Below are 23,150 nucleotides of genomic sequence, written 5' to 3'. Positions count from 1 at the left end.
CGAAGAAGGCACACCGACGATGCACGACACGCTCCCCGCAACCGCGCTGCCCGATGACGGCAGCGGTCTCCACATCGAGATTTGCGGCGCGGGCCCGCCGCTGGTGCTGCTGCACGGCTGGGCGATGCACGGCGGCGTGTTCGCGCCGCTGGTCGCGCGCCTGCGTGCGCATCGCACGGTGTACTGCGTGGACCTGCCGGGCCATGGCCTGAGCCGCGACAGCGCGGTGCCGCTGGCGCTCGCGCCGGTGGTCGACGCGCTCGCGGCCCGGTTGCCGCCGGCGCCGTGGCTGGGTTGGTCGCTCGGCGGGCTGTTCGCGCTGCAGGCTGCGGCGACCCGCCCGGAGACCGCCACCGCGCTGGCGATGCTGTGCGCGAATCCGCGCTTCGTGCGCGGCGGCGACTGGGTGCACGGCATGGCGCCGGAGATCTTCCGCGACTTCGCCCGCGGCCTGCGCGACGACTACCGCGGCACGCTCGACCGCTTCATCGCACTGGAAGCCTTCGGCTCGGACGATGCGCGCGGCGAACTGCGCGCCCTGCGCGCCGAGGTCTTCGCGCGCGGCGAGCCGGCCGCGCACGCGCTCGCCGACGGCCTCCAACTGCTGCAGACCGTCGACCTGCGCGCCGTGCTGCCCGCACTCGGCGTGCCCAGCCTGTGGCTGGCCGGGCGCCGCGACCGCCTGGTCGACCCGCGCGCGATGCACGCGGCCGCGGCGCTGGCGCCGGACGCGCAGGCGGCCACGATCGATCATGCCGGCCACGCCCCGTTCCTGACCCATGCCGATGCGGTGGCCGAACGGCTGCTGGCGTGGCTCCCATAATCCGCGGCCCGTCGCGACGCACGCACCACCAACCCCCACTGCCCAGATGACCCGCATCTTCGACCGCACCCACGTCCGCCGCGCGTTCTCGCGCGCCTCGTCTAGCTACGCCGGCGCCGCGGCGCTGCAGCGACAGGTCGAGGCGCACCTGCTCGAATCGCTGGACTACCTCGACGACCGCGTGCCCGACTGCGTGCTCGACGTCGGCAGCGGTCCGGCGCACGCCGCGCTGGCGATGCGCGCGCGCTGGCCCAAGTCGCGCATCGTGGCGGTCGACCTCGCGCTGCCGATGCTGCAGCAGGCGCCGGTGCGCGCCGGCTGGCGCGACCGGCTCGGGCTGCAGCGGCCGGTCGACCGGGTCTGCGCCGACCTGCGCGCGCTGCCGTTCGCCGACGACAGCGTCGACGTGCTGTTCTGCAACCTGTCGCTGCAATGGGTCGAGGACCTGGCGGCCGCGTTCGCGGGCTTTCGCCGGGTGCTGCGCCCCGACGGCCTGCTGCTGTGCTCGACGTTCGGGCCGCAGACGCTGATCGAATTGCGCGAGGCCTTCGGCCAGGCCGACGACGTGCCTCACGTCAGCCCGTTCGCGTCGATCGCCGAGTTCGGCGACGCGCTGATGCAGGCCGGCTTCCGCAATCCGGTGCTCGACCGCGAGGTCGCGGTGCACCACCATCCCGACATGGCCGCGCTGATGCGCGAGCTGCGCGCGGTCGGCGCGACCAACGCGCTGGCCGGCCGCCGCCGCGCGCTGACCGGGCGCGCGCGCTTCGCCGCTGCGGCCGCGCACTATGAGCAGTTCCGCGAACCCGAGGGGCTGCCGGCGAGCTGGGAGTGGATCACCGCGATGGCCTGGTCGCCGCCGCCCGGCGCGCCGATCCGCGACGGCGGCGAGGAGCTCGCCCGATTCCCGGCCGGCGCGATCCCGATCCGGCGCCGCGATCGCTGAGACACGCGTCCCCGGTGCCCGCCAGCGGGCCCGGATCCACACATCGACCGCGCATCGTGGCCCGGCGTCGTCTACGCTATGCCGCAGTGCAGCATCGAATCCGGACCCCGTGACCGCGTCGTCTACAGAATCCATCCGAGCGGACGAGGCCGAAGCGGCCGCCGCCGTGGCCGTCGCCGCGCCGGCGCCGCTGCCGCAGCGGCACACCGTGGTCGAGGACATCCAGGGGCTGGTCCTCGCCAGCCTGGTCAGTGCGCTGGGCATGTCGATCCTGGCGACCGGTGGGCTGATGGTCGGCGGCGTGGCCGGCGTGTCGCTGCTGGCGCACTACGCCACCGGCTGGAACTTCGGCCTGCTGTTCGTGCTGATCAACCTGCCGTTCTACTGGATCGCGGTGCGGCGCATGGGCTGGGAGTTCACACTCAAGACGTTCCTGGCGGTCGGCGTGACCGGCGGCGTCGCCGACGTGATCCCGCGCATGGCCCCGTTCGAATCGATGACGCCGCTGTTCTCGGCGGTGTTCGGCGGTGCGCTGGTCGGCATGGGCATCCTGTCGTTCATCCGCCACCGCGCGAGCCTGGGCGGGGTGGGCATCGTCGTGGTCTGGCTGCAGCGCAGCCGCGGCTGGAGCGCGGGCAAGCTGCAACTGGGCTTCGACGCGGTGCTGATGCTGGTCTCGCTGACCGTGCTGCCGCCGTCGAAGGTGCTGTACTCGGCGCTCGGCGTGCTGGTGCTCAACCTGGTGCTGCTGTTCAACCACCGGCCCGGTCGCTACATGGGCGCCTGAGGCGCGCGCTCAGCCCGCGGCACTGGCACGCGCCGGTGCAGGCGCCTAGGCTCCATACGGCTCCCTCGATGGATGTGGAGATGCGCATGAGCATGTCGAGAATCCCCACCTGCGCTGCGATCCTGATCGCCGGACTGTCGGGCTGCGCCAGTACCGAGCCGTCGTTCGCCGTGCCGATCGACTGTCAGCATCCGATGCCGCCGGCGCCCAATGCGCCCTGGGCCTCCGGGTCCGCTCGCAGCATGCCCGACGACTGCCTCGGGCGGATCGACGACACCCGTCTCTCCACGCCCTAGGCGTTCAGCCGGCGCTGCCTAGACTCTGCGCGACCGGCCGCCATGGCCACAGGAACCGTCGATGCGCCGGAATGTCCTCGCTCCCCTGTTGTGTTTCGCGTTGGCCGCGCCTGGCTTGGCGGCCGCGCAGCACTACGAGATCGACCTGTCGCAGATCGATACGGCCGCGGTGCTGTCGACCGGCGGCGACGTGCTGCGGCGGGCGACGCCCGAGGCCATCGACGCGCTGTTCCAGGCCGTGCTGCACGCCTCGCGAGAACCGGCCGAGGCGCGCGCGCTGTGCGCGCTGTTCGAGCCCGATGCCACGCGCGACCTCGCCGCGTTCCAGCGCACCGTGGACCGACTCGGTCCGGCAAGCCGCAATCGCTTCGCCAGCGCCTTCACCAACGTCGCGCTGACCGGCCTGCAGGGCCAGCCGCAGGCCTTCGACCCGGCCGCCGCGCAGCAGGTGCTGCGCGGCGCGGCGGTGACCGCGACGCTGCTGCACGACGGCTTCATGCTCGGGCTTACCTCGACCGGCACCGACGAGGCCAGCCGTACAGCGCGCTGCCGCGCTTTCCGGCAGATGGTCGACGTGCTCAAGGACCAGCCGCAGCCCCAGCGCGTGCTCGCGACCCGCTGGCTGCTGGCCGAAGGCCTGACCCTGGTCGCCGACGGCCAGCCCCCGGCGCGGTGATCCGTGCTCAGCCCACCTGGGCGATCCAGTCCTCGAGGTTGTAATAGTTCGTGACCCGCGCGATGCGCCCGTCGCGGATGTCGAAGAACGCGCCGCCCGGCAGCACGTAGGCCTGGCCGCGCGCCGGCGGCAGGCCGTCGTCGTCGGCCAGGTACCGGCCGTGCACGACGTATTCGGCCGCCGCCCGCGCGCCGTCGGCACCGGCCATCGCGACGATGTCGCGCAGCTGCTCGTGATAGCTGCGGTCCATGCGCCGCAGGAACGCCGCGAACGCCTCGCGTCCGGTCTCGCGCGCGCCCTGGTTGAGGTCGTGCACGACGTCGTCGGTCAGCAGCGCGAGCATCGCGTCCCGGTCGCCGGCGTTGAACGCGGCGTAGTAGGCCTCGACCAGTGCGAGGGCGGCGGTGCGGGCGGCGTCGGTCATGACGGGAACTCCTGGACGATCGACTCGTAGAGGTCGCGATGGAAGAAGTACACCTCGCGCAGCAGGAACTCGCGCTGCGTGCGGAAGGTGCGGAAGCGGGTCGAAGGCGTCGGCGAGCCGACCGCGTCGATGCCCAGCCGGCGGCTCGCGCGCAGTGCGCGCGCCATGTGCAGCGGGTCGCTGACGACGATGATCCGGTGCAGGTCGTGCTCGCGCATCAGCCGCTGCGCCTCGACCAGGTTCTCGACCGTGGTGCGCGAGCGCGACTCGATCAGGATCGCCGAGGCCGGGATGTCGCGGCGCAGCGCGTAGCGGCGCGCGACCTGGGCCTCGGAGAACCGCGCCTTCGCGCCGCCGTAGCCGCCGGTGAAGATCAGCACCGGCGCATGGCCGGCGCGGTAGAGATCCAGGCCGTGGTCGATGCGCGCCTCGAACACCGGCGAGGGCACCGCGTCGTAGGCCGCCGCGCCCAGCACGACGATCGCGTCGGCCGGGCCGGCGTCGTCGCGGCTGCCCACGTGCACGATCCAGCCCGCGACCCCGGCCAGCCAGGCGACCAGCGCCAGCAGGCTCCACATGCACAGCCGCAGCAACGGGCGGCGTCGACCGCGCCGTCGCGTCATCGCCGGCCCCGCACGGTCAGGGCTGCCATGGCAGGCGGTCCGGATCGACGTTGCCGCCGCTGAGCAAGATGCCCACGCGGCGGCCGGCGAAGCGCGCCGGCGCGCCCAGCACCGCGGCCAGCGCGATCGCCGACGACGGCTCGACCAACTGCTTGGTGTGCACCGCGATCCGGCGGGCCGCGGCGACCGTGTCGGCATCGTCGACGGCCAGCACCTCGACCGGCGTCCCGTGTGCAGCGCCATGGCGCGAGAGGATCTCGAAGTTCGGCGCGCCCAGCAGCCCGCGCAGGCCGTCGCAGACGGTGTCGGGCACGAGGTCGTGCACGCGCGCGCCCTGGCGCAGCGAGCGCAGCGTGTCGTCGGCGCCGCGCGGCTCGGCCAGCACCAGTCGGGTCTGCGGCGCGGCATGCGCGATCGCCAGCGCGGTGCCGGCCGCGAGCCCACCTCCCCCGACCGGCACGACCAGGTCGTCGAGCGGCCCGGCCACGTGCAGCAGTTCGAGCGCAGCCGTGCCCTGGCCGGCGATCACCTGCGCATCGGCATAGGGGTGCACGAGCGTCGCGCCGGTCTGCGCACGCACCTGCTCGCAGGTGCGTTCACGGTCGGCCAGCGTCGCCGCGCAGCGGTGCAGCACCGCGCCGTAGCTGGCGATCGCCGCGAGCTTGGCCGCGACCGCGCCCTCGGGCACCACGACGTGGCAGGCGATGCCCCGCAGGTGCGCGGCCAGTGCGAGCGCCGCGCCGTGATTGCCGGACGAATGCGTGACCACCCCGCGCGCGGCGGCGTCCGCGTCCAGCGCCATGACCGTGTTGCAGGCGCCGCGGAACTTGAACGCGCCCGCGCGCTGCAGGTGCTCGGCCTTGAACTGCAGGCTGCACCCGGCCGCCGCATCGATCACGCGGCTGCGCAGGACCGGCGTGACGTGAGCGTACGGCGCGAGCCGGGCGGCCGCGGCGAGCAGGTCGCCGGCGTCGGGCAGGGGGAGGGCGGGACTCATCCGGACAGCGTAGCCGAGCGGCCGCCCGGATTCACGACGGACGATGACCGCGCGCCGCGCGGCCCGGCACGCTTAAGGGCCGATTCAATGGGCGCGGCCGAAGCTGGATCCCTCATCGATCGGGGGTGGACCGCCATGATCCGCAAGGGACTGATCCTCGTCGCCTGTCTGACCCTTGCCGGCTGCGCGAGCTACGGCTACCGGGGCGGCAGCGGCGACTACTACTACGGCTCGCCCGGCACGGTGTACCGCAGCTACGGCGCGCCCTACGGCAGCGTCGGCTACGGCCGCTATTCGGGGTGGTACGGCGGCGGCGGTTACGGGGCTCCGTACTACCGCTACGGGTCGCCGTACTACGGCTACGGCGGCGGCTACTACCGCCCGCCGCCGGTGATCGTGCGCCCGGTCGTGCCCGGTCGCCCGGGCCACGGCCATGGCCGGCCCGGCCATCGTCCGCCGCACGGCGACTGGCGCCCGGACCGTCCCGGCCGGCCCGGCAGCGGCCGTCCGGGTTGGGGCGACGGTCGGCCCGGCGTCGGCCGACCCGACCGCCCGGGCCGGCCCGACGTCGATCGTCCGGGGCGTCCCGGCGGGAACTGGAGCGGTCGCCCCGGTGGTGGCGACGGCCAGCGTCCGGGCTACCGCCCGCCGCAGGCCCGTCCGCCCGTGGCGCGCCCGCCGCAGAGCCGTCCTCCGCAGAGCCGCCCACCGCGCACCGACGCACCGCGGCCGGCGCCGCGGGAGCGCGCCGGCTACCGCCGTCCGGACCAGCGCGTGCCCTGACGGGCCGGATCCGGGTCCCGCGCCTGCGAGGCGGGCGCGGCCGCATTCGTGAACCCCGGCCCATTCCGGTGATGTCGATGCACTTGGGGCTTGCGCCTTTCGCATTCCCGGGCGAAGCTTGGCCCGCCTGACCGATTGCGTCGGTTTCCGACGAAAAGGTCATACGACTGTCGACGCCCGGCTGGGGACTCTCGGATCCCCCCTGTTCCGCCCTCCGCCGGGCGTCGGCTCTTCTTCTCGGCCGCGCGATCGCGCCTGCCGGACGGCGAGCCAAAAAAAGGGGCCGGATGTCCCCCGACATCCGGCCCCGCGCTTCCCCGGGGTGTGCATGGCCGGCCCTGTTCCAATCTCCAGCCGCGCCCCCCTTTCAGACGCTTGCCGTCCCGGGTGCAGCCGTAACGTACGCAGAAACCGTGCCAAGGGCGTCCGGCTCGCCCGCGCCGGCCGACCTGCCCGATAATCCGCCGATGCCCAACGACTTCCACAGCTACGACGTCATCGTCGTCGGCGGCGGCCACGCCGGTACCGAGGCTGCGCTCGCGTCCGCGCGTGCCGGCGCCCGCACCCTGCTGCTGACCCACAACGTCGAGACGATCGGCGTGATGAGCTGCAACCCCGCGATCGGCGGCATCGGCAAGGGCCACCTCGTGCGCGAGATCGATGCGCTGGGCGGCGTCATGGCGCGCGCCGCGGACGCGGCCGGCATCCAGTGGCGGCGCCTCAATGCGTCCAAGGGCCCGGCGGTCCGCGCGACCCGCTGCCAGGCCGACCGCAACCTCTATCGCGCGTTCGTGCGCCGCGCCGTCGAGGCGCAGCCGAACCTGACGATCTTCCAGTCGGCGGTCGACGATCTCGTCATCGAGGGCGATGCGGTCCGGGGTGTCGTCACCCAGGCCGGCCTGCGCTTCGACGCGCCGGCCGTGGTGCTGACCGCGGGCACGTTCCTCGGTGGCCGCATCCATGTCGGCGAAGCGCAGTCGGCCGGCGGCCGCGCGGGCGACCCGCCAGCGACGACGCTGGCGGCGAAGCTGCGCGAGCGTCCGTTCGCCGTCGACCGGCTCAAGACCGGGACCCCGCCGCGCATCGACGGCCGCACGCTCGATTACACCGCGATGGCGATCCAGCCCGGCGACGATCCCCGCCCGGTGTTCTCGTTCCTCGGTTCCCAGGCCGACCATCCGCGGCAGGTGCCGTGCTGGATCACCCGCACCACCGAGCGCACGCACGCCATCATCCGCGGCGCGCTGCACCGCTCGCCGATGTACTCGGGGCAGATCGAGGGCATCGGCCCGCGCTACTGCCCGTCGATCGAGGACAAGGTGGTGCGCTTCGCCGACAAGGACAGCCACCAGATCTTCGTCGAGCCCGAGGGCCTGGACGTCGCCGAGATCTACCCCAATGGCATCTCGACCTCGCTGCCGTTCGACGTGCAACTGGAGGTCGTGCGCAGCATCGTCGGCTTCGAGAACGCGCACATCACCCGCGCCGGCTACGCGATCGAGTACGACTTCTTCGATCCCCGCGGACTGCGGGCGTCGCTGGAGACGCGCGCGGTGGCCGGGCTGTTCTTCGCCGGCCAGATCAACGGCACCACCGGCTACGAGGAAGCCGCCGCGCAGGGCCTGGTCGCCGGCCTCAACGCCGCGCGTCGCGTGCGCGGCCTCGAGGCCTGGACCCCGCGGCGCGACCAGGCCTACATCGGCGTGCTGATCGACGACCTGATCACGCACGGCACGAAGGAGCCCTACCGCATGTTCACCAGCCGCGCCGAGTACCGGCTGCAGCTGCGCGAGGACAACGCCGACCTGCGCCTGACCGGCATCGGTCGAGACCTGGGCCTGGTCGACGACGCGCGCATGCGACGCTTCGAGGCCAGGCGCGAGGGCATCGAGCGCGAGACCGCGCGCCTGCGCGGGCTGTGGGCCTCGCCGCACAACGCGCTCGGGCGGGCGGCCGTCGAGACGCTGGGCATCGAACTGCGCCGGGAGAGCAACGCGATCGACCTGCTGCGCCGCCCCGGGCTCGACTACGCGGCGCTGATGCGCGTGGATGGCATCGGGCCGGGCGTCGCGGATGCGGAGGTCGCCGAGCAGGTCGAGATCGACGCGACGTATTCGGGTTACCTGGAGCGCCAGCGTGTGGAGATCGCGCGCCAGCAACGCCAGGAGGGTACGGCGATCCCCGACGGCTTCGACTATGCGGGCGTGCGCGGGCTGTCGGCCGAGATCGTGCAGAAGCTCGGCCAGGTGCGGCCGCTGACCGTCGGCCAGGCCCAGCGCATCCCCGGCATGACCCCGGCGGCGATCTCGCTGCTGCTGGTGCACCTCGAGCGCGCGCGGCGCGGGCGCGTGGCCGGCGCGGCGTAACGGCGCGTGCAAGTCACCTCCCCCGCCTGCGGGGGAGGTCGACGCCGCAGGCGTCGGGTGGGGGCACGGGCCTGGCGCGGGCGCTGTCGCGATCGCCTCCCTCGCTTGCGTTCCCGCGATCCGTCGCCACCTTGGATCGATGCATCTGGACATGCCCGAAGCCCCCGAGGACTCGCCCGCGCAACGGGCGCGCGACCGGCGGCGGCTGTCGCGTGCGGCGCAGGCCAGCGTGGGCTTCGTGTTGCTGCTGGTCATCGCCTTCGGCATCCAGGCGATGGTCGACTGGCGCGCGCTGGCGGTGCGTCCCGGTGACTGGGCGGGCCTGGCCGGCCTGCTCGCCGCGCCGCTGCTGCACGGCTCGCCCGGTCACCTGATCGCCAACGCCAGCGCGCTGCTGGTGCTCGGCACGCTGGCGCTGGCGGTGTATCCGAAGGCCACGCTGCGCGGCCTGCCGCTGATGTGGCTGGGTTCGGGGCTGGGCGCCTGGCTGCTCGGCGATCCGGGCTCGCATCACCTCGGCGCCAGCGGCGTGACCCACGGCCTGATGTTCCTGGTGTTCGTGCTCGGCCTGCTGCGCCGCGACCGGCCGTCGGTCGCCGCGGGCATGATCGCCTTCCTGTTCTACGGCGGCATGCTGCTGACGATCCTGCCGCAGGAGCCGGGCGTATCGTGGCAGTCGCACCTGGGCGGCGCACTGGGCGGCGTGCTCGCTGCGTTCTGGTTCCGCCGCGCCGATCCGCAGCCGCCGCGCCGGCGCTACAGCTGGGAGATCGAAGAGGCCGAGGCCGAGCATGCCGCGCGCCTGCAGGCCGAGACCCTCGAGCCGCCCGCCCCGCACGACGTGCCGGTGCTGTGGCAGCGCCCGCCGGCCGACGACACGCGCGGTGTCGTGCTGCCGTTCCCGGCGCGTCCCCGGCCGCGTGACGGCGAGCAAGACGACACGCCGCCCGCGTCGCGCTAGGCGCGCCACCGTACGGCCAGCGCTCGTCAATCGGTTTCGGGCGGGTCTCCGTGCTCGAGCCAATATGCGGTCGTTTCGGGATCCGCATGCACGAAAGCGACGCGAAGCCCGAACAGCTTGCCGACGCTCTCGAGCGTCTCGATCGTCGGGTTTCCCTTGCCGCTCTCGATACGCTTGAGCGTGAGCAGACTCATGCCGCGATGCTTGGCGAACTGCACCTGGGTCAAGCCGCTGATCTTGCGCATGCGCTTGACGGCTTGCGCAAGCTCGAGGCGACCGTAGGCGATGTCGGTCGCCAGCGCGTCCCTGAGCCTGCGGACGGTCTGGCTGTCAGGGCGTCGGCGTTGCATGGGGGCTAATGGCCTGAAGCTTTGCGATCTGAAACGCGATCGTGGTCTCGCACGCCTCGACGATATCGGTATCGGCATCCCGCATGCGCAGTTCCTGGGCGAGTCTGGGCAGCTGCGTTTCGCCGAAGGTCCTGAGCGCGATGGCGACGTCCACTTTGACGTCGTCGTGCAGCGACAACCGTTCCAGGATCACGTTCCAGTCGTCGGTCACTCCGCCCTCGGGCAGACGCCAGTCGCAGGTGCGGGTGATCAGTTCGCGATCGAGATACATCGGGCCGATGTCGTACAGCGGCGTCAGTTGCACGGTCCCGTCCGGACATTGCTGCACGGAGGTGTTGCGAAGATGGTTGTCCGGGTTGCGCAGCGCCCGGTTGAGCACGTCCCGGCACAGGAATTCCGCGACGGCCCGGGCCGGATTCGATGCCACGTCCGCCAATCGTTCGGTGAGCGCGAAGAGCGAAGCGTTGCGGCTGAAGCCCGGGAGCCCGGCAAGTGCCGCCATCGTCTCATGATGGAGACGATGGACGACGCCATCGGTGCCGACCTGTCGGTCGAAACGGCGCAGGAACAGCACCCGTCCTTGCACACGGGCGCTTCGATCGTACGCAGGCCGCAGGCATCGGCGGCCTGCAGATAGATGGCCTCGTGGCGGAGAATCCGCTGATCGCTGGGGTCCTGGCCTCGCGGCAGCTTGATGATCCAGTGTTCACGCGCGCGCGCATCCGGCAGCGCCACATCGGGGTACCAACGCCCGTCCTCGTCCTGCGTCAGCAGGAACTTCGGGGCTACCCCCTGCACACCGGGTGTGCCGGCCGCGAGCATGTTGTGCAACGCGAGCTGCGCAAGGAATGCATCGGTTCGATCGCTCATGTCCCGCGTCGTGAAGCCGTCCGCCGGAATGCCGCCGGTCTGCCGCTGGTAGAACGTGACTGCGGTATCGAGACGAAGACGGCCAATGGGTGCAAACGCACCGTGCTGGGCCAGGAACAGGTCCTGTGTTGCGTTCTGGTCCGATACTCCGAGCAGGCCGGCCAGGTGCGCGCGACCGCGGCCTTGCGGAACCAGGTCCCACAGGAAGGCCAAAGGCGTCTCCGGAGCGCCCGACCACGTGTGGATCTCCATGCTGACCGGCAGCGAAAGTGCCACGGGGGGCGCGTGCTCAAGCGGGCCGAAGACATAGTCGGGCAGATACTCGAAACGCACGGATCGTCCGTTCACGGCAATCCGCGCCGCACGGTGCCACGTGCCGTTGGCGTAGAGCTCGATCCATTCTCTGATACTGGGATACTAAAGTAGATTGTTCAAGCAGAAAGACATAAAAATTAGACCACTAAAGTGATCCTAATCGGGCTTACGCCAGCTGTTCGCACAGGACGCCCCGATCGATGGTCTTCCAGTCCGCGATGCGCATCGACCGCCCCGGTAGGTCGCGCCGGGTGCTGCGCCGGACGCTTTCAGCAGTGGGCTGGAGCGCACGCCGGGAGCAGAAGGCGGCGCGCGATGGCATGGCGTTCGCGCCCGGGGTGCAGTGCCTGCCGGACGCGACGACATGACTCCGATCCTCCACGGATGCTCTGCCGAGTGCTCGCTGCGGACGGCGTCGTCAGGCGGCGCGCTACCATGCGCGACCCCCTTGAGACCGGACATCGCCGATGCAGGGCGCGCCCACGGACAACCTCTACGCCCCGCCGACCGCGCACGTCGCGCCCGCGCCGGCGGTCGCCGGCGATGCGCAGCCGTTCTACGTCGTCTCGGCGACGAAGTTCTGCGTGCTGTTCTTCGTCACGTTCGGCATGTACGTGCTCTATTGGTTCTACGCCCATTGGCGCCACTGGCGGCGCGTCGGCGGCGAGACGATCTGGCCGGTCGCGCGCGCGGTGTTCTCGGTGTTCTTCGCGCACGCGCTGGCCCGACGCATCGACGACCGCCTGCGCGCGATCGGCATCGTGCGCGCCTGGTCGCCTGCGCTGGCGGCCACCGTCTACGTGGTGTTCCAGATCGGCAGCACGGTGACCTCGCGCATGGCCGACCGCGAGATCGGCTCGCCGGTCACCGACGTGGTCTCGCTGCTGGCGCTGGTGCCGATCGCGTGGTCGATGCTGGCGATGCAGCGCGCCGCGAACGCGGCCTGCGGCGATCCGGCCGGCGCGGGCAACCGGCGCTTCACCTGGGCCAACTGGCTGTGGATCGCGCTGTTCGGGCTGCTGTGGCTGCTGATCGGCGTGGCGATCGCGCTGTCGCTGTTCGAAATGACCATGCTGCTGTGACGACGGTCGAGACGTCGCCGCACGCTTGGCGTTGAGCGGCGTACACGCGCCCGACGATCCCGACGCGCCGCCGCAGGCGCAGGTGCGCGACCCACTGGCGGGCGATGCGTTCTACGTGGTCTCGCCGTCTACCACATCGCCTGGATCGTGCTCGGCGCCTGCACGGTGACCGCGGCGATCGTCGTCGTGTTCGGCCTGCGGGCCGGTTGAGCGTCAGCGTCGCGCCGCCAGCCGCAGCCCGCGCGGGGTGAGCGCGCGTTCGGCGAGTTCGAACACGCCCTGCACCGCCAGCGCCAGCACCGCCGCGGGCACCGCGCCTTCGAGGATCAGGCCCAGGTCGTCGAGCCGGATGCCGGTGAGGATCGGCTGGCCGTAGCCGCCGGCGCCGATCAGCGCGCCGAGCGTCGCGGTGCCGACGTTGATCACCGCCGCGGTCTTGATGCCCGCCAGGATCGTGCGCAGCGCCAGCGGCAGTTCAACGCGCAGCAGCCGCGTCGCCGGCGGCAGGCCGATCGCCGCCGCGGTCTCGCGCAGCTCGCGCGGGATGCCGGTGAGCCCGGCGTGCGTGTTGCGCACGATCGGCAGCAGGCTGTAGAGGAACAGCGCGGCGATCGCCGGCCCCGCGCCGATGCCGAACAGCGGGATCATGAAGACGAACACCGCCAGCGACGGCAGCGTCTGCAGCACGCCGGTCAGCGCCAGCACGGCCTGGCCCAGCCGCGGCCGTCGTGCGGCAAGCACGCCCAGCGGCAGCGCGACCAGCAATGCCGCGCCGAGCGAGATGCCGACCAGCGCCAGGTGCTCGCCGGTGCGCCGGGCGATGCGCGTCGCACGCCCATCGCCTTCGCTCGGCGCGACACCCAGCCAGTCGGCCGCGACCGTCGCCTCGCGGTCGCCGTCGAGCTTCACCCGCGCGTTGAGCCGCTGCATCGTCGCCGCGTCGATCCGGCCCGCGAGCCCCTGCAGCGCGGCCAGCACCGCCGGCGCGCGTGCGCCCAGGTCCGTGCGGTAGAGGTAGACCGCCGCGTACGAGGGGAAATAGCCGCGGTCGTCGTCGAGCACGACCAGGTCGTAGTGCGGGATCTCGGCATCGGTCGCGTACAGGTCGGTGGCGTCGATCGCGCCGCTGGCCAGCGCGCGGTAGGCGAGATCGTGGTCGAGACCGTCGGGCCGCTGCGGCAGCGCGTAGGCCGCACGCAGGCCCGGCCAGCCGTCGCCGCGCGACATGAACTCGTTGCTCAGGCCCAGTCGCAGCCGCGGATGCGCGGCCAGGTCCGACAGCCGCGCAATGCCCAGCGCCTCGGCCTGCGCGCGGCGCATGCCGATCGCGTAGCTGTTGTCGAAGCCCAGCGGCGCGGTCATCGCCAGCCCGCGTTCGGCCAGTGCGGCCTCCAGCGCCGGGCGCTGCGCGCGCGGCATCCGCAGCAGTTCGTCGGCCAGCGTGCCGGTGTACTCGGCGTAGGCGTCGATCTCGCCTTCCAGCAGTGCGCGCCACAGGATCCGGCTGCCGCCGAGCTGGCGTCGATGCGTCGCGTCGGCACCGGCCTGCTGCGCGGCCAGCGTCGCGATCTCGCCCAGCACCACGCCCTCGGTGAAGTTCTTCGAGCCGATGGTCGCGGTCTGCGCGGCGGCGATCGCCGGCAGCAACAGGCCCAGCAGCAGCGTCAGCGCCGCGCGCAAGGCGCTCATCGCACCGCCTCGTCGACGCTGCGCTGGGCGCGCATGAAGGCCCGCACGAAGTCGTCGGCCGGCGCGTCGAGCAGCGCGCGCGGCGGGCCCTGCTGCACGATGCGTCCGGCGCGCAGCAGCACCACGGTGTCGGCGAACCACACCGCCTCGGCGATGTCGTGGGTGACCAGCACCACGGTCTTGCCCAGGCGCGCGAACAGCGCACGCATCTGCGCCTGCAGGTCGTGGCGCACGATCGGGTCGAGCGCGCCCAGCGGCTCGTCGAGCAGCAGTACGTCGGGGTCGAGCATCAGCGCGCGGATCAGGCCCACGCGCTGGCGCTGCCCGCCCGACAGCTCGGCCGGATAGCGCCGCAGCGCATCGGCCGGCAGCTGGCACAGCGCCGCGAGCTCGGCCGTGCGCGCCTGGATCCGCGCGCGCGACCAGCCCAGCGTGCGCGCCAGCAGCGCGACGTTGCCGGCGGCGTCGAGATGCGGGAATAGCCCGCCCTCCTGGATCACATAGCCGATCCGCCGACGCAGCGCCGGCAGCGCGTCGCGGCGCAGCGGCGCGCCGTCGAAGCGGACCTCGCCCGCGTCGGGCCATTCCAGGCCCACCAGCATCCGCAGCAGCGTCGACTTGCCCGCGCCGCTTGGCCCGATCAGCGCGGTCGTCGCGCCCGGCGCGATGCGCAGGTCGACGCCGTCGAGCGCGGCGGCCGGCCCGTAGCGTCGGTGCACCTGGTGCAGGTCGTACATCGCAGCAGCCTAACCGGTCCGGCGTGCAGGCCCCGCGGCCGCCCCGGTGGCCTGTGCTACGGTCCCGCGTCGCCCGCCCGGACCCGCACCATGCCCCGTCTCGTGCTGCTCGCCTGCCTGCTCGCGCTGCTGCCCGGCTGCGGGCGCGACCCAGCCCCGGCGCCCGCCGAGGCGATGCCGGCCACCGCGGCGGTCGCGAACGACACGCCGGCCGGCCGCCGCATCGAGGACGACGTGCGCACGCTCGCGCACGACCGCATGGAAGGCCGCTTCACCGGCAGCGCCGGCTACGCGCTGGCCGCCGACCACGTCGCCGCGCGCTTTGCCGCGATCGGTCTGGTCCCGGCCGGCGACGACGGCGGCTGGCGGCAGCGCGTGCCGCTGCTGCGCGCGCGCGTCGAACGCGACGGTGCCCGGCTCGAGGTCCGGCGCGGCGGCCGCAGCATCGCGCTGCGCCCGTTCGAGCAGTTCCTGCCGCTGCCCGACTTCGCCAGAGGGCGCAGCGACGCGACCGCGCCGGCGGTCTTCGTCGGCCAGGCGATCGATGCGCCCGAGCTCGACCACGACGACTTCCGCGGCGTCGACCTGCGCGGGCGCATCGCGGTCGCGCTCGGCGGCGCGCCCGACCGCTTTCCCGGCACCCAGTACGCGCACCACGCCAGCCTGCGGACCAAGGCCGAGGCGGTCGCCGCGCGCGGCGCGATCGCGCTGGTGCTGGTGCACACCGCCGCCGACGAGGCCGGCACGCCCTGGGCGCGCACGGTCGAGCGCGGGCTGCAGCCGGCGATGCGGCTGCGCGGCGACGACGGCCGCGCGTTCGACGGCGGACCGGCGCTGCAAGCGGCCGCGATCGTGTCCGCGGCCGCCGCCGACCTGGTGTTCGCCGACGGTCCCCGCACCGCCGCGCAACTGGCCGACGCCGCGCGCGCCGGTACTGCGACGCCGTTCGCGCTGCCCGGCACGCTGACGCTGGCCGCGCGCACCCGCATCGACACGCTCGACGCGCACAACGTCGTCGGTCGGCTGCCGGGCCGCGATCCGGTGCTGGCGGGCGAGAGCGTCGTGCACACCGCGCACCTCGACCACCTGGGGCGGGGCGCCGACGGCGAGGGCATCCACAACGGCGCGCTCGACAACGCGCTGGGCGTGGCGATCATGCTCGAAGCCGCGCACGAGCTCGCGCGCAACGGCCGCGCGCCGCGGCGCTCGACGGTGTTCGCCGCGGTGACAGGCGAGGAGCAGGGCCTGCTCGGCGCGACCTGGCTGGCGCGCCGGCCGCCGCCGGCCGTGGGACGCGCGGTCGCCAACCTCAACATCGACATGCCGATCCTCACCGCGCCCACGCGCGACGTCGTGGCGATCGGCGTCGAGCATTCGAGCCTGAAGGCCGCCGCCGAGCGCGCCACGGCCGAGGTCGGCGTCGCGCTGTCGCCCGACCCGTTCCCCGAGGAAGCGGCGTTCGTGCGCAGCGACCAGTACGCCTTCGTGCGCGCGGGCGTGCCGGCGCTGTACCTCGACGGCGGCGTCGCGCCGGCCAGCGCGGGCCAAGCCCCGCGCGTGGCGGCCACGTGGTTCCTGCGCAACTGCTACCACCGCCCCTGCGACCGCGCCGACCTGCCGATCCAGTACGGCGACGCCGCCCGCCTGGCCCGCGTGAGCGCGGCGATCACGCGCATCGTCGGCGACGACGACGCGGCCCCGCGCTGGAACGACGGCGACGTCTTCGGCACGCGCTTCGCGACATCGGGTGGGGATGAAGAATGAGGTGCCACACCGTCGCCTGCTCCTGCCAAGCGCCATGGCTCCGGATGGGCATCGGCTTGCCGCCCGGAAGCCGCTCTTCCCTCGGTCAGGGCATCCTGCCCTGACTCGGGCGCGCGCCATCCCTGGCGCGCTTGACGCGGCCACCGGCCGTCAATCCGCTGCCGCAGACGTGGCGATGGTGCCTTCGGTGTTTGGCGTCCGAACGACCGCCTGCCTCCGTTGCATGCGGAGGGGAAGGCGCATCGGAATCGGTCGGCGACCGCATCACCTCCCCCGCCTGCGGGGGAGGTCGGCGCCATCGGCGACGGGAGGGGGCAGCGCAGAATTCAGTCGCGCGCGCGCGACGGGGCGTCGTCGTTGGCGGCGGCCGGCAGCGGGCGCTCGGCGGTGACTTCCGGCAGTTCGATGATGAAGCGCGCGCCGCCGCCCTCGCGGTCCTCGTACCACAGCTGTCCGCCGAGGTTGACGATGATCTGCTTGGCCAGCGACAGCCCCAGTCCGCTGGAGCGCCCGTCGTCCTTGCCCGCGTGCGCCAGCCGCTGGAACGGTCGGAACAGCGCGTGCTGCAGGTCGCGCGCGATGCCCGGCCCGCGGTCCTCGATCAGCAGCTGCCAGAACCCCGGCCCGCCGCCGCGCAGCGAGATGTCGACGTTGCTCGTCGGCGCGTACTTGATCGCGTTGGTGATCAGGTTCTCCGCTACCTGGCGCAGCACCAGCATGTCGACCGCGACCACCGGCGAGGCCGACGGCAGCCGCGTCTGCAGCGCCACGCCCCGATCCTCGAACTGCAGCGCGTAGCGGTCGACCAGCCAGTCGACGACCTCGCGCAGCGCGGTGGTGTTGCCGGCCGTCTCGCTCTTGCGCGACGTGTCCTGGGTCTCGAGGTAGCGCCGGATGTAGCCCAGCGCATCCTCCGCGCTGTCGTGGATCATCCGGTGGTAGCGCGGCACGCGCTCGGGCTTGGTCTCGCCCTTGATCAGCATGTCGCTGGCGAACCAGATGCTCGACAGCGGGTTCTTCAGGTCGTGCGCCACCAGGTTCACCAGCTCCTGGCGCTCGCGCGCGATGCGCTCGAGCCGGTCGCGGGTCTGCTTGAGTCCGACGTGCGCGTTGACGCGCGCCAGCAGTTCCTCGGGCATGAACGGCTTGGTGACGTAGTCCACCGCGCCCGCGTCGAACGCGCGCAGCAGCAGGTCGCGATCCTGCGCGACGGTCAGGAACACCACCGGCAGCCGCAGCAGTTCGGGAATCTGCTTGATCTCGCCCAGCAGCGTGAAGCCGTCCATGTTCGGCATCAGCATGTCGAGCAGCAGCAGGTCCGGCCGCAGGTCGGCCAGCAGCGCCAGCGCCTCGGCGCCGTCGGCGGCGGTCGTGACCTCGTAGCCATGCCGGCTCAGCAGCGAACTGACCACGCGCAGATTCGCCGGCTGATCGTCGACGACGAGGATACGGCCGCTGACGGGAGTGGAGTAGGGCATGGAGCTCCGGGGGAAGCCTGGCAGGCGGCGCGCGGATCGGCGCCAAATCGGCGCAGACGTTAACAGAAATGCACGCCGCGTGAGGGACGCCCGAATGTCCCCCGGTTTCCCGTTCAGCCGGTCTCGGCCCGCCATTGGCCGGGTGCGAGCCCGTCCAGCCGCCAGCGCCCGATCGCGACCCGCACCAGCCGCAGCGTCGGCAGCCCGACCGCCGCGGTCATCCGCCGGACCTGCCGGTTGCGCCCTTCGCGGATCGTCAGTTCCAGCCACGCGTCGGGCACCGTCTTGCGCACCCGCACCGGCGGGTCGCGCGGCCACAGTGCCGGCGGCGGGTCGAGCAGCGCCACCTGCGCCGGGCGCGTCGGGCCGTCGTTGAGCGTCACGCCGTCGCGCAGCGCCTGCAGCTGCGCCGGCGTCGGCGCGCCCTCGACCTGCACCCGGTAGGTCTTGGGCAGCTTGTGCCGCGGATCGGTGATCCGGTGCGCCAGCGCCCCGTCGTCGGTCAGCAACAGCAGGCCCTCGCTGTCGTGGTCCAGCCGCCCGGCCGGATAGACCCCTGCCGGCAGCCCGAACCCCGCCAGCGTCGCCCGCGGCGGCGTGCTGCGGTCGGTGAACTGGCACAGCACGGCGAAGGGCTTGTTGAGGGCGATCAGCACGGGGATTCGGGATTCGGGATTGGGGATTCGGAACGGCACGCGGGCGACGCAGGCTGCGGGACGGCGCGGTTGCGAATCCCGAATCCCGATGGCCCGCGCCGGCCCGTCAGGGCTTCACGAAGCGCAACGTCATCCGGTCGCTTTCGCCGATCGCGGCATAGCGGGCGGCATCGCCCGGCTCGTGGCGGTTGGACGGGGGCAGGGTCCACACGCCGTTGGGATGGTCGCGCGTGTCGCGGGGATTGGCGTTGACCTCGCTGCTGCCGTCGACCCGGAAGCCGGCTGCCTGCGCCAGCGCGATCACCTGGGCCTGGCCGACGTAGCCGCTGCGGTCGTCGGCGGGCACGTCGGTGCGCGCGCGGTGCTCGACGACGCCGAGTACGCCGCCCGGGCGCAGCACCTCGTGGAAGGCCTTGAACATCGCCTCGGCCTGGCCGCTGCTGCGCCAGTTGTGGACGTTGCGGAACGTCAGCACCACGTCGGCCGAACCGGCCGGGCCCAGCCGCGGCGCCGCCGGGTCGTAGGCCACGATGCGGGCCTGGTCGAAGTGCGCCGGGTCGCGCTCGAAGCGCGCCTGCAGGCCATCGTGCTGGGCCTGCTGGTAGTCGCGTCCGCGCCCGGCGGGCACCGCCGCCGGGTCGACGACCGCCGCGACGTAGCGGCCGGTGTCGCGCAGGTACGGCGCCAGGATCTCGGTGTACCACGCGCCGCTGCCGGGCGTGATCTCGATCACCGTCTGGCCGGGACGCACGCCGAAGAAGCGCAGCGTCTCGCGTGGGTGGCGGGCGCCGTCGCGCGCGGCGTTCTCGGGCGTGCGCCAGTCGCCGGCGATCGCCGCATCCAGGCGCGCGACGTTGGCCGCGTCGAGGTCGGCCGAGGTGTCGGCCCGGGTCTGCGGGCCGCCGCAGGCGGTCAGCGCGAGCAGGGCGGCGGCGCACAACGACAAGCTGCGTTGCATGGGCGGAACTCCGGTGGCGAGGTCGCGCAAGCGTGCCACAAGCCGCGCTGCCGCGCGCCGGGCCTGCCGCCGCACCGGCTTGCGCGCGCGGCCGGAACACTGCTTTGCGGCGCGTCCACGCGCACGGCGCCGCCTGCTGCCTATGCTGGTGGCTTCTTCGTCTGCAGGGGATCTTCGACCATGGCCGAACGCGAACTCGGAACCTCGGGACTGCGCATCTCGCCGCTGGCGTTCGGCGGCAACGTGTTCGGCTGGAGCGCCGACGAGGCGACCTCGTTCGCGCTGCTCGACGAGTGCGTCGCGCTGGGCATCGACCTGGTCGACACCGCCGACGTCTACTCGGCCTGGGCCGACGGCAATGCCGGCGGCGAATCGGAGACGCTGATCGGCAAGTGGCTGCAGCGCAGCGGCAAGCGCGACGCGGTGACCATCGCCACCAAGGTCGCCAAGTGGTCGCAGCGCCCCGGCCTGTCGCCGGCGAACATCCAGGCCGCGTGCGAGGACTCGCTGCGTCGGCTGGGCACCGACGTCATCGACCTCTACCAGGCCCACGAGGACGACCCCTCGGTGCCGCTGGAAGACACGCTCGGCGCATTCTCGCGGCTGATCGAACAGGGCAAGGTGCGCGCGATCGGCGCGTCCAACTACACCGCCCCGCGGCTGGCCGAGGCGCTGGAGGTCTCGCGCCGGCACGGCCTGCCGCGCTACGAGACGCTGCAGCCGCAGTACAACCTCTATGACCGCGCCGGCTACGAACGCGAGCTCGAGCCGCTGGTGCGCGCGCACGGCCTGGGCGTGATCGGCTATTACTCGCTGGCCAGCGGCTTTCTCAGCGGCAAGTACCGCAGCGAGGCCGACGCTGCCAAGTCCAGCGCGCGCGGTGCCCAGGTGGTCAAGCAGTACCTCAACCCGCGCGGCAAGCGCATCCTCGGCGCGCTCGACGACGTCGCCTGCCGCCACGCCGCGACCGTCGCCCAGGTCGCGCTGGCGTGGTTGATCGCGCGGCCCGGCATCACCGCCCCGATCGTCAGCGCCACCGGCATCGCCCAGCTGCGCGAGCTGGCCGCCGCGCGCACGCTGCTGCTGTCGAAGGCCGACATCGCCGCGCTCGACGGCGCCAGCGCCGGATGAGCATCGCCGCGCGCGGCTTCGACACGCTGCCGCGCGTGCCCGCCGGCGCCCCGCTCGATGCCGCGCCCCTCGTCGCGGTCGAATCCGTGCCTCCGGCCCGACCCGCAGGGCCCGCTGCGTGCCGTTTCGACGGCGCCGTGCACGGCGTTGCGGTATCCCTGTCCGTCACCGTCCATAGGTCTGTCCCGATGAGCGATCCCGTCACCACCCGCATCGTCCTCGCGTCCCGGCCCACGGGCGCGCCGACCGTCGACAATTTCCGCGTCGAACGCGCCCCGCTGCCGGCGCCGCGCAACGGCCAGGTGCTGCTGCGCAACCGCTGGTTGTCGCTTGACCCTTACATGCGCGGCCGCATGAACGCCGGCCGTTCGTACGCCGCGCCGGTCGAGATCGGCGAGGTCATGGACGGCGGCACCGTCTCCGAAGTGGTCGAGTCGCTGCATCCGGCCTGGTCGCCGGGCGACCTCGTGCTCGCGCACGCCGGCTGGCAGACCCATGCCGTGGTCGACGGCGAGGGTCTGCGCCGCAAGCTCGACCCGGGCGGCCCCGCGCCGTCGCTCGCGCTGGGCGTCTACGGCATGCCCGGGTTCACCGCGTACGCCGGCCTGCGCGAGATCGGCAAGCCCGCGCACGGCGAGACGCTGGTCGTCGCCGCGGCCAGCGGCCCGGTCGGCGCGACCGTCGGGCAGATCGCCAAGCTGCAGGGCGCGCGCGTGGTCGGCATCGCCGGCGGCCCCGACAAGGTCGCGCACGTGCGCGACGAGCTCGGCTTCGACGTCGCGCTCGACCACCGCGCCGACGACTTCGCCGCGCAGTTGCAGGCCGCGTGCCCCGACGGCATCGACGTCTACTTCGAGAACGTCGGCGGCAAGGTGCTCGACGCCGTGCTGCCGCTGCTCAACGACTTCGCTCGCGTGCCGGTCTGCGGCCTCGTCGCGCACTACAACGACAGCGCCCCGCCGCCCGGCCCCGATCGCCTCTCGCAGCTGATGAGCCTGATCCTGACCCGCCACCTGACCGTGCGCGGCTTCATCCAGCGCGACTTCATCGCGCTCTATCCCGAGTTCCTGCGCGAGATGGGCGCCTGGCTGCGCGACGGCCGCATCCGCTGGCGCGAGGACGTCGTCGAAGGCCTGGAAAACGCTCCCGAGGCCTTCATCGGCATGCTCGAAGGCCGCAACTTCGGCAAGCTCGTCGTGAAGCTCGCCGACTGAGGCTGCGTCCGACTGTTCCACGCCGCGCGTCCTGCGCCTCCCGCCTCCCGCCTCCCGCCTCCCGCCCCGGCGTTGCGTTGTCCTCTTCCGCGCGCCGCCGTTCTCCCTCCCCCGCGTGCGGGGGAGGGCCGGGGAGGGGGCAGACGCTCGCGCTGAAGCCTGTTTCCAAAACCAAAAACCCAGGACGTGATGTCCTGGGTTTCATGCGATCAACGGCGGGCCCCCACCCCAACCCTCCCCCGCAGTGTATAGACCGGACACATGGTGGACGGGTGTTCGGGGACATGGTGGACACATTCAAGCTCGGCATTTCGGTCCGACAGGAGCGCGCGATGCCGTGGCAGGAGGTGTCGACGATGACGTTGCGTGAGGAGTTCACCCGGTTGGCGCTGCGGGATGGCGCCAACCTTCGGCAGTTGTGTCGCCGATTCGGGATCAGCCCCACGACGGGCTACAAATGGCGGGCGCGTGCACGGTCGGGTGAGCCGCTATCGGATCGCTCTCGCCGGCCCCATGCCACGCCGCTGCACTGCGCGCCGCAGGTCGAGGCCTTGATCGTGGGGTTGCGGACGCAGCATCCGGCCTGGGGCGCGCGCAAGCTGGCGCGTCGGCTGGAGGTGCTGGGCCATGCGATGCCAGCCGTCAGCACCGTGCATGCCGTCCTGCGCCGCCACGGTCTGATCTCGCCTGCCGCCTCCCAGGCAGCCCAGCCTTGGCAGCGCTTCGAGCACCCGGCGCCCAACGATCTGTGGCAGATGGACTTCAAGGGCTATGTCCCGATGCATCGGGGCCGATGTCATCCGCTGACCGTACTCGATGACCATTCCCGCTACGCCTTGGTCCTGCAGGCCTGCGGCGAGGAGACGCGCGATACCGTCATCGGGCACCTGACCACGGCCTTCCGGCGCTACGGCGTGCCGCTGCGGATGACCATGGACAACGGCGCGCCCTGGGGCACCGATGGCGCCCACTACACCCGACTCGATCTATGGCTGATGCGGCAAGGAATCCGCGTCGGCCATTCGCGGCCGTTTCATCCACAGACACAAGGCAAGGACGAACGCTTCCACCGCACGCTGAAGGTCGAAGTGCTGCAGCACACGCCCCTGATCGACCTCGCCCAGGCGCAACGCGCTTTCGATGGCTGGCGGGCCATCTACAACCAGCAGCGCCCACACGAGGCGCTGGGGATGGGCGTGCCGGTCGATCGCTATCGCCCTAGCG

General features: G+C 72.7%; 24 protein-coding genes. 14 read left to right on the top strand and 10 right to left on the bottom strand.

What is annotated here, in order from left to right; all coding sequences use genetic code 11:
* The first annotated feature begins 19 nt into the window (after nt 1-19).
* The 5 genes from bioH (at nt 20) to WQ56_RS10795 (ending at nt 3,528) form a co-directional block, all read left to right on the top strand.
* The gene (bioH, locus tag WQ56_RS10815; RefSeq protein ID WP_047137128.1) at nt 20-823 is read left to right on the top strand and encodes a pimeloyl-ACP methyl ester esterase BioH; all 804 of its coding nucleotides are present in this window, start codon (nt 20-22) and stop codon (nt 821-823) included.
* A 46-nt stretch (nt 824-869) separates the two neighbouring features.
* Nucleotides 870-1,769, top strand: a complete 900-nt coding sequence (bioC, locus tag WQ56_RS10810) for a malonyl-ACP O-methyltransferase BioC (RefSeq protein WP_047137127.1) — start codon at nt 870-872, stop codon at nt 1,767-1,769.
* Nucleotides 1,770-1,935: 166 nt separating this feature from the next.
* Complete coding sequence (locus WQ56_RS10805; protein ID WP_047137126.1) at nt 1,936-2,556, top strand: YitT family protein; 621 nt, start codon at nt 1,936-1,938, stop codon at nt 2,554-2,556.
* A gap of 68 nt (nt 2,557-2,624) precedes the next feature.
* Nucleotides 2,625-2,852 carry a hypothetical protein gene (locus WQ56_RS10800; RefSeq protein ID WP_047137125.1) on the top strand — a complete coding sequence of 76 codons (228 nt, stop codon included), beginning with the start codon at nt 2,625-2,627 and terminating at the stop codon, nt 2,850-2,852.
* A gap of 61 nt (nt 2,853-2,913) precedes the next feature.
* Nucleotides 2,914-3,528 carry a hypothetical protein gene (locus WQ56_RS10795; protein ID WP_156170508.1) on the top strand — a complete coding sequence of 205 codons (615 nt, stop codon included), beginning with the start codon at nt 2,914-2,916 and terminating at the stop codon, nt 3,526-3,528.
* 7 nt (nt 3,529-3,535) lie between these two features.
* Here WQ56_RS10795 and WQ56_RS10790 read toward each other — a convergent pair whose 3' ends face one another.
* Genes WQ56_RS10790 through WQ56_RS10780 form a run of 3 tightly spaced genes read right to left on the bottom strand, consistent with a single transcriptional unit; the run spans nt 3,536 to nt 5,572 of the window.
* On the bottom strand, nt 3,536-3,952 hold the full coding sequence (locus WQ56_RS10790) for a ketosteroid isomerase-related protein (protein ID WP_047137123.1): 417 nt from the start codon (nt 3,950-3,952) through the stop codon (nt 3,536-3,538).
* Nucleotides 3,949-4,575, bottom strand: a complete 627-nt coding sequence (locus tag WQ56_RS10785) for a YdcF family protein (RefSeq protein ID WP_047137122.1) — start codon at nt 4,573-4,575, stop codon at nt 3,949-3,951. Before WQ56_RS10785 ends, WQ56_RS10790 begins: the two co-directional genes overlap by 4 nt.
* 16 nt (nt 4,576-4,591) lie before the next feature.
* Nucleotides 4,592-5,572 (bottom strand): pyridoxal-phosphate dependent enzyme, encoded by a 981-nt coding sequence (locus WQ56_RS10780; RefSeq protein WP_047137121.1) that lies wholly within the window; start codon nt 5,570-5,572, stop codon nt 4,592-4,594.
* A gap of 135 nt (nt 5,573-5,707) precedes the next feature.
* On the opposite strand from WQ56_RS10780, the gene WQ56_RS10775 reads away from it, so the two are divergent.
* The 3 genes from WQ56_RS10775 to WQ56_RS10765 all read left to right on the top strand — a co-directional run bounded on the left by WQ56_RS10775 (nt 5,708) and on the right by WQ56_RS10765 (nt 9,682).
* Nucleotides 5,708-6,355 carry a hypothetical protein gene (locus WQ56_RS10775; protein ID WP_047137120.1) on the top strand — a complete coding sequence of 216 codons (648 nt, stop codon included), beginning with the start codon at nt 5,708-5,710 and terminating at the stop codon, nt 6,353-6,355.
* Between the two features lie 467 nt (nt 6,356-6,822).
* On the top strand, nt 6,823-8,721 hold the full coding sequence (gene mnmG / locus WQ56_RS10770; protein ID WP_047137119.1) for a tRNA uridine-5-carboxymethylaminomethyl(34) synthesis enzyme MnmG: 1,899 nt from the start codon (nt 6,823-6,825) through the stop codon (nt 8,719-8,721).
* A gap of 151 nt (nt 8,722-8,872) precedes the next feature.
* Nucleotides 8,873-9,682, top strand: a complete 810-nt coding sequence (locus WQ56_RS10765) for a rhomboid family intramembrane serine protease (protein WP_047137210.1) — start codon at nt 8,873-8,875, stop codon at nt 9,680-9,682.
* A gap of 26 nt (nt 9,683-9,708) precedes the next feature.
* Here WQ56_RS10765 and WQ56_RS10760 read toward each other — a convergent pair whose 3' ends face one another.
* Entirely contained in the window at nt 9,709-10,032 is a 324-nt protein-coding gene (locus tag WQ56_RS10760) for a helix-turn-helix transcriptional regulator (RefSeq protein WP_047137118.1), read from the bottom strand.
* A complete protein-coding gene (locus WQ56_RS19320) occupies nt 10,013-10,618 on the bottom strand; it encodes a HipA domain-containing protein (RefSeq protein ID WP_255350613.1) in 606 nt (201 codons plus the stop codon). Before WQ56_RS19320 ends, WQ56_RS10760 begins: the two co-directional genes overlap by 20 nt.
* A gap of 799 nt (nt 10,619-11,417) precedes the next feature.
* On the opposite strand from WQ56_RS19320, the gene WQ56_RS18700 reads away from it, so the two are divergent.
* Together WQ56_RS18700 and WQ56_RS10750 are read left to right on the top strand one after the other, a co-directional pair.
* Nucleotides 11,418-11,585, top strand: coding sequence for a hypothetical protein (locus tag WQ56_RS18700; RefSeq protein ID WP_156170506.1), 168 nt, complete (start codon nt 11,418-11,420; stop codon nt 11,583-11,585).
* A gap of 99 nt (nt 11,586-11,684) precedes the next feature.
* Nucleotides 11,685-12,299 (top strand): hypothetical protein, encoded by a 615-nt coding sequence (locus tag WQ56_RS10750; protein ID WP_047137117.1) that lies wholly within the window; start codon nt 11,685-11,687, stop codon nt 12,297-12,299.
* Between the two features lie 213 nt (nt 12,300-12,512).
* On the opposite strand, the gene WQ56_RS10745 is transcribed toward WQ56_RS10750, so the two are convergent.
* Both WQ56_RS10745 and WQ56_RS10740 read right to left on the bottom strand, forming a co-directional pair.
* A complete protein-coding gene (locus WQ56_RS10745) occupies nt 12,513-13,988 on the bottom strand; it encodes a glycine betaine ABC transporter substrate-binding protein (RefSeq protein ID WP_047137116.1) in 1,476 nt (491 codons plus the stop codon).
* Complete coding sequence (locus WQ56_RS10740) at nt 13,985-14,725, bottom strand: ABC transporter ATP-binding protein (protein WP_047137115.1); 741 nt, start codon at nt 14,723-14,725, stop codon at nt 13,985-13,987. Before WQ56_RS10740 ends, WQ56_RS10745 begins: the two co-directional genes overlap by 4 nt.
* A gap of 90 nt (nt 14,726-14,815) precedes the next feature.
* Here WQ56_RS10740 and WQ56_RS10735 point away from each other — a divergent pair, with 90 nt between their 5' ends.
* Nucleotides 14,816-16,489 (top strand): M28 family peptidase, encoded by a 1,674-nt coding sequence (locus tag WQ56_RS10735; protein ID WP_082132347.1) that lies wholly within the window; start codon nt 14,816-14,818, stop codon nt 16,487-16,489.
* A gap of 326 nt (nt 16,490-16,815) precedes the next feature.
* Here the strand turns inward: WQ56_RS10735 and WQ56_RS10730 are convergent, their stop codons facing one another.
* From WQ56_RS10730 to WQ56_RS10720, 3 genes are all read right to left on the bottom strand, one after another.
* Complete coding sequence (locus tag WQ56_RS10730; protein ID WP_047137114.1) at nt 16,816-17,967, bottom strand: HAMP domain-containing sensor histidine kinase; 1,152 nt, start codon at nt 17,965-17,967, stop codon at nt 16,816-16,818.
* A 113-nt stretch (nt 17,968-18,080) separates the two neighbouring features.
* Complete coding sequence (locus WQ56_RS10725; protein WP_047137113.1) at nt 18,081-18,623, bottom strand: pseudouridine synthase; 543 nt, start codon at nt 18,621-18,623, stop codon at nt 18,081-18,083.
* A gap of 106 nt (nt 18,624-18,729) precedes the next feature.
* Nucleotides 18,730-19,581, bottom strand: a complete 852-nt coding sequence (locus tag WQ56_RS10720; protein ID WP_047137112.1) for a class I SAM-dependent methyltransferase — start codon at nt 19,579-19,581, stop codon at nt 18,730-18,732.
* A 180-nt stretch (nt 19,582-19,761) separates the two neighbouring features.
* Here WQ56_RS10720 and WQ56_RS10715 point away from each other — a divergent pair, with 180 nt between their 5' ends.
* From WQ56_RS10715 to WQ56_RS18695, 3 genes are all read left to right on the top strand, one after another.
* Entirely contained in the window at nt 19,762-20,712 is a 951-nt protein-coding gene (locus tag WQ56_RS10715) for an aldo/keto reductase (protein ID WP_047137111.1), read from the top strand.
* Nucleotides 20,713-20,900: 188 nt separating this feature from the next.
* Nucleotides 20,901-21,926 (top strand): NADP-dependent oxidoreductase, encoded by a 1,026-nt coding sequence (locus WQ56_RS10710; protein WP_047137208.1) that lies wholly within the window; start codon nt 20,901-20,903, stop codon nt 21,924-21,926.
* 284 nt (nt 21,927-22,210) lie between these two features.
* Nucleotides 22,211-23,150: IS481 family transposase (locus WQ56_RS18695; protein ID WP_156170512.1), on the top strand; the 940-nt coding region annotated here is incomplete at its 3' end.

The organism is Luteimonas sp. FCS-9 (genome assembly GCF_001014645.1).
In the GTDB taxonomy this organism is placed as follows: Bacteria; Pseudomonadota; Gammaproteobacteria; order Xanthomonadales; family Xanthomonadaceae; genus Luteimonas.
The sequence above is the reverse complement of the archived record's forward strand: the minus strand, read 5'-3'. Positions and strand labels throughout refer to the sequence as shown.